Annotated in this window: 11 protein-coding genes and 1 pseudogene; 3 read left to right on the forward strand and 9 right to left on the reverse strand. The window is 43.3% G+C overall.

What is annotated here, in order from left to right; genetic code table 11:
* Positions 1–64 precede the first annotated feature (64 nt).
* Positions 65–505, reverse strand: a complete 441-nt coding sequence (locus AX663_RS04120; protein ID WP_002890560.1) for a SprT family protein — start codon at positions 503–505, stop codon at positions 65–67.
* Positions 492–2624 (reverse strand): Tex family protein, encoded by a 2133-nt coding sequence (locus AX663_RS04125; protein ID WP_060972777.1) that lies wholly within the window; start codon positions 2622–2624, stop codon positions 492–494. The genes AX663_RS04120 and AX663_RS04125 overlap by 14 nt, the downstream gene beginning before the upstream one ends.
* Before the next feature lie 228 nt (positions 2625–2852).
* On the opposite strand from AX663_RS04125, the gene AX663_RS11005 reads away from it, so the two are divergent.
* Genes AX663_RS11005 through AX663_RS04135 form a run of 3 tightly spaced genes read left to right on the forward strand, consistent with a single transcriptional unit; the run spans position 2853 to position 4707 of the window.
* A complete protein-coding gene (locus tag AX663_RS11005) occupies positions 2853–2984 on the forward strand; it encodes an SPJ_0845 family protein (RefSeq protein ID WP_002885949.1) in 132 nt (43 codons plus the stop codon).
* Positions 2985–2989: 5 nt separating this feature from the next.
* Positions 2990–3892 carry a permease gene (locus AX663_RS04130; RefSeq protein ID WP_060972778.1) on the forward strand — a complete coding sequence of 301 codons (903 nt, stop codon included), beginning with the start codon at positions 2990–2992 and terminating at the stop codon, positions 3890–3892.
* Positions 3892–4707 carry a TIGR03943 family putative permease subunit gene (locus AX663_RS04135; protein WP_014634199.1) on the forward strand — a complete coding sequence of 272 codons (816 nt, stop codon included), beginning with the start codon at positions 3892–3894 and terminating at the stop codon, positions 4705–4707. Before AX663_RS04130 ends, AX663_RS04135 begins: the two co-directional genes overlap by 1 nt.
* Before the next feature lie 52 nt (positions 4708–4759).
* Here AX663_RS04135 and AX663_RS04140 read toward each other — a convergent pair whose 3' ends face one another.
* The 7 genes and pseudogenes from AX663_RS04140 to AX663_RS11085 all read right to left on the reverse strand — a co-directional run.
* A complete protein-coding gene (locus AX663_RS04140; protein ID WP_060972779.1) occupies positions 4760–6421 on the reverse strand; it encodes a SulP family inorganic anion transporter in 1662 nt (553 codons plus the stop codon).
* Between the two features lie 239 nt (positions 6422–6660).
* Positions 6661–7275 (reverse strand): hypothetical protein, encoded by a 615-nt coding sequence (locus tag AX663_RS04145; protein ID WP_060972780.1) that lies wholly within the window; start codon positions 7273–7275, stop codon positions 6661–6663.
* Positions 7276–7370: 95 nt separating this feature from the next.
* Positions 7371–8012, reverse strand: coding sequence for a GDSL-type esterase/lipase family protein (locus AX663_RS04150; protein WP_060972781.1), 642 nt, complete (start codon positions 8010–8012; stop codon positions 7371–7373).
* 26 nt (positions 8013–8038) lie between these two features.
* Positions 8039–8650, reverse strand: a complete 612-nt coding sequence (locus AX663_RS04155; protein ID WP_060972782.1) for a CPBP family intramembrane glutamic endopeptidase — start codon at positions 8648–8650, stop codon at positions 8039–8041.
* A gap of 103 nt (positions 8651–8753) precedes the next feature.
* Complete coding sequence (locus AX663_RS04160; RefSeq protein WP_060972783.1) at positions 8754–9116, reverse strand: hypothetical protein; 363 nt, start codon at positions 9114–9116, stop codon at positions 8754–8756.
* Between the two features lie 4 nt (positions 9117–9120).
* Positions 9121–9498: a hypothetical protein gene (locus AX663_RS04165; RefSeq protein WP_060972784.1), complete on the reverse strand. Its 378-nt coding sequence runs from the start codon at positions 9496–9498 to the stop codon at positions 9121–9123.
* A gap of 12 nt (positions 9499–9510) precedes the next feature.
* Positions 9511–9651: pseudogene (locus AX663_RS11085) on the reverse strand (TIGR02328 family protein); the annotation flags it as partial.

Raw genomic sequence — 9651 nt, forward strand, 5'->3', positions numbered from 1 at the left:
GTCTTCTTCTCCCATCATTTCTTTGATTTAATTATATGATTTTTTTAAATTAAAAAAATCAGCCCTAGGACTGATTTAGAAAAATGAGCTTGCCTCGACACAGACCGCATCCAAACTTCTGTGTATTGACACGGCGTTTGCGACGGTAGATATGACCACAAGATTGGCACTGATAGAGGTAGTACTTCTCCTTTTGACCTTGCATCTTTGGAGCGTATCTAAGGCCTTCAACCTTGGCTAGTAAGTCCTTAAAATCTCTATCAACATGCTTGTAGCCCTTACCTTGAAAATAAAGGTGATAATGACAAAGCTCGTGGCGGACGATTTTTCGAAAGGTCTCAAGACCATGTTCCTCATAGAGTTTTGGATTGAAATCTAAGTGTCCATCCTTGGGAAAGAACCGCCCTCCAGTGGTCCGGAGACGCTTGTTCCACAAGGCTTGATGCTTAAATTCCCAGCCAAAATCTTCTATAGAAACAGTCTTAACATAATCAGTTAGATTCACGTGGATTCACCAAGGAGAGGTTGAGTTTTTCATGCTCCAAATCAACTTTTGATACCCACACGGTAACCAAATCCCCAACAGAAACGACCTGACTTGGGTGGTTAACGAAGCTCTTACTCATCTCAGAGATATGGATAAGGCCATCCTCATGGACACCGATATCCACAAAGGCACCAAAGTCCACAACATTTCGGACTGTCCCTTCAAGTTTTTGTCCGACTGACAAGTCTTTGAGTTCAAGAACATCCTGACGAAGTACTGGTGCTTCAAAATCATCACGGAGGTCACGACCTGGTTTCAAAAGGTCAGCAATGATATCTTTAAGGGTTTCCTGTCCAAGCCCTAGCTCTTCTGCTGTTTCTTTAAGATTAAGAGCCTTCAATTTCTCTTTGGCAGAGTCGTCCAAATCTGTGATATCCAACTGCTTGAAGAGGTCTTTTACCGCTGGGTAAGACTCTGGGTGGACCCCTGTATTATCCAAGATATTCTTGGCATTTGGGATACGGAGGAAACCAGCTGCTTGTTCGAAAGCTTTGGCACCGAGACGTGGGACCTTTTTGATTTCAGCACGTGATGCAATCTCACCATTTTCCTCACGGTAGGCAACGATATTTTCAGAGATGGTCTTGTTGAGTCCTGACACGTGTGACAAGAGGGTACTACTTGCCGTATTGACATTGACACCGACTTGGTTAACCACGGTATCAACGACGAAATCAAGATTTTCAGACAGTTTCTTCTGACTAACATCGTGCTGGTATTGGCCTACTCCGATTGATTTAGGGTCAATCTTAACCAACTCGGCCAATGGGTCTTGGAGACGACGGGCAATAGAAATGGCAGAGCGTTTTTCAACCGTCAAATCTGGAAACTCATGGCGGGCCAACTCTGATGCAGAGTAGACAGAGGCACCACTTTCATTGACAATGACATAAGAAGTTTCTGGGAAATCCTTGAGGACTTCTGCCACAAAAGCTTCACTTTCACGGCTTGCTGTTCCATTACCGATCGCAATAATCTCAATGGCATACTTTTTGATGAGGTCAGCCAAGTCTTTTTTAGCCTGTGCGATTTTAGCCTGACTTGCTGGAGCTACTGGATAGATAACTTGCGTTGTAATGAGCTTACCAGTTTGGTCAACCACGGCCAACTTAGCCCCTGTACGAAAGGCTGGGTCAAAACCAAGTACCATCTTGCCTTTAAGTGGCGATACTAGAAGGAGGCTTCGAAGATTTTGAGAGAAAAGTTGAATAGCACCATCTTCTGCTGCTTCAGTCAATTCGCTTCGGATACGGCGCTCCATAGCTGGAATGATTTTCTTCTTGAGAGATTGATTGATAACTTCCTCGATATAGTCATTTTTTTGTTTGAAACGAGCACTGTAGAAACGGTGCATTTTCTCAAGATTGTGCTTAAAGCTTACCTTGATAACGCCTAGTTTCTCACCACGGTTAAGGGCTAACGTACGGTAACCTTGAAGTTTAGACACCTTATCCTCAAAATCATAGTAAATCTTGAAAGTTTCTTTTTCATCCAGCAATTGATCCTTGAGGGTTGAAGTGATGTCACTGTTGTTCCAGATCTCGTTGTAAGTCCAAGAGCGCAAGCTATTGTCCTCAGAAAAGGCCTCAACCAAAATATCCACAGCACCCGCAAGAGCCTTATCAGCTGTTGGAAAGGCTTCAGATGTCAGCTTTTCAGCTTCAGCCTTGAGGTTGGGACTATTTTGCAAGATAAGACGAGCCAAGGGGAAAAGACCTGCTTCACGAGCAATAGTCGCCTTGGTGCGGCGTTTTTCCTTATAGGGGAGGTAGAGTTCTTCCACGTCTGCCAACTTTTCAGCAGCTTCAATGGCTGCCTTGAGTTGGTCAGTCAATTTGCCCTGTGCCTCGATCTTAGCCAAAACCGTTTCCTTGCGGTCTTGAAGAGTAGTCAAGGACTTGTCCATATCAATGATAGCCTTGATTTGCGTTTCATCCAGATTGCCTGTTTTTTCCTTACGGTAACGGGCAATGAAAGGAATGGTATTGCCTTCTGCGGTCAATTCCAAAACTGTTTCAACTTGTTGTTTTTTTAGGCCCAATTCCTGAGCCAATGTCTCTAGATTACGATTTTCCATAAGTTCTATTATACCACGATAGGAGATTTGCTTGGGTAGAAAACCTTGTAGCTGAAGCGAGAATTTTTAAGCAAGAGGTAGTATAATAGAAAGGTAGACCTATTGTTAAGGGCTATTTCTTTCGGAAAATAGATGCATCTTCCTAGAAGCAGAGCTTCTTCGGCCGATGCCCTAATTTTCTCTTAGAAATGACGCCCTTAGTATCTTATTTTAACTCGGAGGCTTTTTATGGCGGTTATTCAGAAAAAAACAAATGAACTTGAAAGCATGATGGCATCTTTTGCGGCTATCCCTGATTTTGAGAAGGCGGGAACTGATCCTAAGAAGGACAAACGTCTTCAAGAAGATAAGAAGAAATAATAGTTATGGCTATTTTTCATCAACTACCAGATAGCGTTTTGCAGCTTCTGGCAGTTTTTCTATCTATTATTATCGAAGCCCTGCCCTTCGTTTTACTGGGAAGCATCTTGTCTGGCTTTATTGAAGTCTTCGTGACTCCTGAAAAGGTCCAAAACTTCCTGCCGAAAAACAAGGTCCTGGCTATTCTCTTTGGAACTCTAATTGGTTTTATTTTCCCTTCTTGTGAGTGTGGGATTGTTCCAATTATCACGCGCTTTTTAGAGAAAAAAGTGCCTAGCTACACGGCTATTCCTTTCATGGCAACAGCTCCTATCATTAATCCAGTCGTTCTTTTTGCGACCTATACGGCCTTTGGGAACTCTTGGTACTACGTGATTTTACGTTTTCTCGGAGCTTTCTTGATTGCCATGATTTTGGGAATTTTGCTCGGCTTTGTGGTGGATGACCAGATTCTTAAGGACAATCGTAAGGTCAGTCATGTGCACGACTATAGTGGTTTGTCAGCTGGTAAGAAAATTTTTCAGGCCTTGGTTCATGCGGTAGATGAATTTTTCGACACTGGGCGTTACCTGATTTTCGGGAGCCTGGTGGCCGCAGGGATGCAGACCTACCTACCTACCCGTATTCTTACGACAATCGGGCACAATTCGATGACAGCCATCCTCATCATGATGCTTTTGGCCTTTATCCTCTCGCTTTGTTCAGAGGCGGATGCCTTTATCGGGGCTTCCTTGCTCTCTAGTTTTGGAGTGGCACCAACAGTGGCCTTTCTAATCATCGGTCCTATGGTTGATATCAAGAACCTAATCATGATGAAACACCAGTTTAAGACACGCTTTGTTGGTCTCTTCGTAGGAACCGCAAGTCTGGTGACAATCATTTACTGTCTGGTATTGGGGGTGATTTAATGTTACGTTTTCTCATCTTATCTGGGTATTTTGAGCTGGTCATGTACTTGCAAGTTTCTGGCAAGCTCAACCAGTACATTAATATCCACTACTCCTACTTGGCCTACATTTCCATGGTGCTTTCCTTTATCCTCGCTGTGGTTCAACTCATTGTTTGGATGAAGCAGATGAAGGTTCACTCGCATTTGTCAGGTCGAGTAGCCAAGGTAGCCAGCATCGTTCTCTTGGCCTTTCCAGTCCTAACTGGACTTTTAGTACCAACAGTAACCTTGGATGCCAATACCGTATCAGCTAAGGGTTATCATTTTCCACTGGCGGCAGGGAGCGATCCTAACCAGGCCGACCAAGAGGGAACGACTATCCAGTACTTGAAGCCAGACACCAGCTCCTACTTCACCTCCTCTGCTTATGAGAAGGAGATGACCAAGGAGCTAGCCAAGTACAAGGGACGTGAGACCATCCAGATTACCACGGAAAATTACATGGAAGTTATGGAGCTCATCTACCTCTATCCTAACGATTTTGTGGGCAAGAAGGTCACCTATACCGGCTTTGTTTACAATGACCCACAGACCAAGGGTTATCAGTTCATCTTCCGTTTCGGTATTATCCACTGTATCGCCGATTCAGGTGTTTACGGACTGGCGACGAGAGGAAGTGACCAAACCTTCAAGGATAATACCTGGGTAAAAGTCACTGGTACCATCACTGTGGATTATTATCAAAATCTTAAACAGAGCCTCCCTATCCTCAATTTGACTGAGGTTAAAGAGGTCGGTCAGCCTGACAATCCCTACGTTTATCGCGTATTTTAAAAAGCCAAGTTCAGTTGAACTGGCTTTTTCTTCTTGTGCAAAATGGATTTGTCTAGACTTCTTTTGCTAGGGCTACTGCTTTTTCAAGGGCTTGGTCCGTTGACTCGCAGATATTATCTGGACCGATAGTCTGGATGAAGCCTGATTTTTCGAGAACTCGGTAGGGTTGGGCGTTAACGTGAGAAAGAAGCAAGGTCATGCCACGTTTTTGGCAGATAGCAAGCGTTTCCTCAAGGGCATCCAGACCAGAGATATCCATGGCTGGAACGTTGCGCATGCGTAGGATAAGGACATTCTTACCATCGTCATTGATAACATTCAAGAAATTATTGGCTGCACCAAAGAAGAGGGCACCAAAGACTTCATAGACGACTGCATTTTTAGGGACTTGTTTCAAGTCGCTGTCCTCAGACAATATAGGATCTTCTAGATTCCCCTTGTCCACCCACTGACGAATTTGAGCCACGTCTGACATGCGTTTGAGGAAGAGGAAGGCTGCTAGGACCATACCAAATTCGATGGCAACCACTAGGTCAAAGAAAACGGTTAAGATAAAGGTTACGATAAGGACTGCTACGTCACTCTTAGGAGCACGTTGAATCATACGAACGACAGTACGCCAACCGCTCATGTTATAACCGACAATCATTAGGATTGAGGCCAAACAGGTCATAGGAATCAATGAGGCATAAGGCATGAGAAAGAGTAAAATCAGAAGCAAGGTAAGGGCATGAACCATCCCCGCTACTGGTGTCCGTCCTCCATTTTTGACATTGGCTGCGGTACGGGCGATGGCACCCGTTGCAGGAATCCCGCCAAAGAGGGCTGACATGATATTCCCCACACCTTGGCCAATCAATTCAGCATTAGAGCGATGATTACCACCAATCATCCCGTCTGAAACAACGCAAGAAAGTAGGGATTCGATGGCTGCTAGTATGGCAATGGTGAAGGCTGGCGACATCATTTGACGAATCAAAGAAAATGATAGGTCAGGAACTGTGAAACTTGGAAGTCCTGCTTTGATGGTGTAAAGATCACCGATGGTTTTGACTGGCAGATGACCAAAAGCTACGATGGCTGTGGTCACAATAATTGCAACCAAAGACCCCGGAATTTTCTGAGAAAGGCGTGGCCAAAAGATTTGAATGACTAGGGCCAAGATACCAATTGCAAGTGTCGGCCAGCTAATACTCGAAAGATGCTTCCCATAAGCTAGAAGTTTTTCTAAGAACTCAGCTGGCACGGACTTCATCTCAAGGCCCAGGAAATCTTTAACCTGTCCAGCCACAATCCCAACAGCTATCCCCAAGGTAAAACCAAGTGTGATGGTTTTGGGAATGAACTTGATCAGGTCACCAAAACGCAGGAGCCCCATGATAATAAGCATGAGTCCCGCCATGAGCGTGGCAAGGGTCAAACCAGCCATACCATACTGAGCAATGATGCCATAGATAATAACAACGAATGCTGCGGTGGGTCCACCAATCTGAACCCGACTACCTCCCAAAAAAGAAATAAAAAAGCCTGCAACAACTGCTGTGTAAAGACCTTGTTCGGGATTAACACCAGAGGCAATGGCAAGGGCAATCGACAAGGGCAGGGCAATGATAGCCACGATAACTCCTGCAATTAAGTCCTTGAGAAACTGGCCCTTAGAATAATTCCTGATGGTGGTAAAAAATTTGGGTGTGATATATTTTAAAGCGTCCATTTTTTCCTCCTAACTACTATCCTAAAACTCTTTAACTCAGTGAAATAACTCTTTTTCAATGAGTGTCAGACGCTTATCAATTTTACAATCTTATGATAGCATAGGAAAAGCTCATTTTCTAGGGGAGTGAGGGATTTAAAGCTATTATTTCAAGAATTTTTTAACTTTCTTAGTTTAGAAGTGAAGGTATCAAAAAACAAGTCCAGACTATGAACTTGTTTTGAAAGATTCATTATGGATTACCAACTTGTTGGCAAGGAAATCGGAATGTTAAGTTTAACCTTCATCTTGCTATTGGTCACAGAGGCTTGCTCAATTTCATAGCCGATTTCTGGAAGCTTGAGCTGAATTTGGTCATTAACCATTTGAACACCACTGCTTGACTGGGCAATGCTCTTCTTGAGGTAAGGCAGAACCAGTGATTTTGGAACTGGAAGGCGACCCAGGTGGGCACCTGCCAAATCTAGTAGGATGACTTCCTTGTTAGTGCTGACCGTAAAATCAAGGCTGAATGTTGATTCGATAGGTCCAAGAGATACGGGAACCTTAGCTGTTAGATAGGAATCATTCAACTCTACGCTACTGTTTTGCAAGGTCTCGTCATTAGAATCAGCCATGCTTGCTTTTAGGATTTGACGAAACTGATTACTGTCAAGATTAATCTCAGTTGAAACCCCTCCTGATGAAAGGGACGCCCCACCAATACCAGCCTGGGCTAAATCAGCAAGGGATGTTTGTGTTGATACATTTTCTAATTGGTCCTGACTGTCGATCTTGTCCGGAATAAGTAGAGCCGCCACTGCAAAAAAGAGCACAATGACGAGGACAATGAGTCGTTTAAACCATTTCCACATAGGGATACCTCATTTCAATTTTTCACTTTTGACGTCTATTGTACTGTAATCAAGGGAAAAAAGCGAGTAAGAACTGGAAATTCTCTCATATTTTCTTAATGCAGGAGATATGGCTCCAGAACTTCAAAGACTTTTAAGTAAGCATTGGCATAAAGGTGGACACCGTCATAGGTATGCTCTGCCTTCTGCTCTTTTCTATCATCAACCAAATCAGCATTACAATTAATGAAGTAGCAGCCATAGGTTTTAGCGATTTCCTCAAGAGCCTGGTTACAGCGGTCAAGATTTTCAGGAGTCCGCAGTTTCATCCACTGGATAGATGCCGGTGTCTGCCAAGGCAGATGAAGATTGGCTGGATAAAAAGCCATCAGGTAAATCTTGGTATTTGGCAATATAGCTAGTGTTTGCTCCAGAATTTGGCTGATATTTGCCGTCATATGTTGGAACCACTGATCTCCATAAGGCTCCTCGGTCATGTCATTGGTACCGATATTGATGAAAACCTTACTCGGTTGCAGATCCAAAAGTAGAGGATGGATATGCTGGAGAAATTCATCCGTATTCAAACCACTGATGCCTCGATTGTAGATGATATCGTCGATACCTCTACTCCTAGCGATTTCACAAATGGGAAAAAGCTCCATGAGAGAGGAGCCCGTGAAGAGCGTTTCCCCCTTGATAGCAACCTCATTTAGGTACTGATAGTTTTTAAGTTTGATATCTTTTAATTCATCCATGATAACTTTCTTCTATATAATTTTATCTAAATGAGAGAGAAGGCAAAGAGCAACCCTACAACCGTATTGGCCAAGGCGTGGATAAAGACACTAGGAAGAATGGACCCACTTGCTTTTATCTCATTGATAGCACCAAAAACGTAAGCTATGAGACTGATAAAGACCAAAATGGCAAAAGCCTTAAGGTAACCAGTTAGTTGGATAAACATAAGTGCATGGATGAGACCAAATAAGAGAGACTGAACCAGATTTGCTCCTAGAAATCCTAGTTTTCCTTGCATCCTTTTTAATAGAAAACCTCTAAAGAAGATTTCTTCTGGCAAGGCAGTCCCTAAGATAGCATAGGCTAGAATAGCAGGAAGAGCTCCAATTCCCTTTCCAGAAAAATCTGCTGTGGCCGTTTGGCTAGAGTCAAACCAACTAAAGACCACAATCGAAAAAAGAAGAAAAAGTAGACTAATACCCAAAATGGTCAGTAATAATTGCCTCTTCTTCTGACTCTCAACTTTCTTCAACCCAATCCAGTCAAAGAAACCGACCTTTTTCCTGCTCCAAATTAACCAAGTGATAAAAGGAATGACAGAGACTATGAGCAGTTCCATAATACCGCTCATCAGTTTAGACATAAATAGGGTCATGAGTTTGTCCTCCATTTCTAATCAAAAGACAGCTTCGTTCTTTTGAAAACGATTACCTTTACACCTTGATTATACTACTTTTAGGGGAAGAAAAAGCCCATTTTCACCAGTCTTGCCACGTTTCTTTGACACGAATCACACGGCCTTGCTTATAGTCAATATGGTAAACACGCCAACCACCAATCCAATCGTCCTTCAGCTTGTACTCAACACTTCCTTGAAGATCACTCCCCTTGCCCAAGAGTTTCTCAACTTCTTTTCTCGTCATGCCCTCAAGCTGATACTGCCGGTGAAAACTCCACATGAGTTTGTGTCGCATAGGAGCTGGTGTTTGAGCCCATTTTTCAGGAGTAAAAATCCGGTCACGAGGGACAATGATTGCAAAATGAACCAGACAAATGATTTCAATAATTAAGCAAAAGCCTTTTAGTCTCTTACGTCTGGTTTCTGGGGTAAGATATGCCATAGGACTACCTTACTTTCTCTTGCTTCCAATGGTCGTCCAAAATCACTGTGTGCTCTTTCGAAAAGCGAATAAGGATGTCTCTGGCAACTTGTTGGGATACACGCGCGACATTGGTCAATTCTAATCCTAGCTCAGGTGTGTCGTGTTCCAAGCGATACTTGTCATCCTCGGATTCAACAAAGATAAAACTCATTGACCCTTTTTCGCTATAAGTGAGATAGAGACTATCGTAGGATACTGGAAGTTGCGCCAAGGCATCCCAGATATCACTGTCACTTGGGTTTGTAATCGTCGCATAGTCTACCTGATCAGCTGTCGAAATACGCATGACAAGGCCTTCTGCTGCTTTCTTTTTAGGTGCAAGCCACTTAAACAAATGCATCGTTTTCCTCCTTTAGATGATGATTCCTTTTTGCTTGAGATTGTCCAGACATTCCTGTAAATAGGCAGTATCATGCTCTGGGTAAATGATGACTGGTAGCTTCTCCACTTCAATCTTATCGTAGGCTGGCATCTGCCTGCCTCGATACTCCTT

Origin of the sequence: Streptococcus sp. CCH8-H5 (genome assembly GCF_001556505.1) — a bacterium.
GTDB lineage: Bacteria > Bacillota > Bacilli > Lactobacillales > Streptococcaceae > Streptococcus.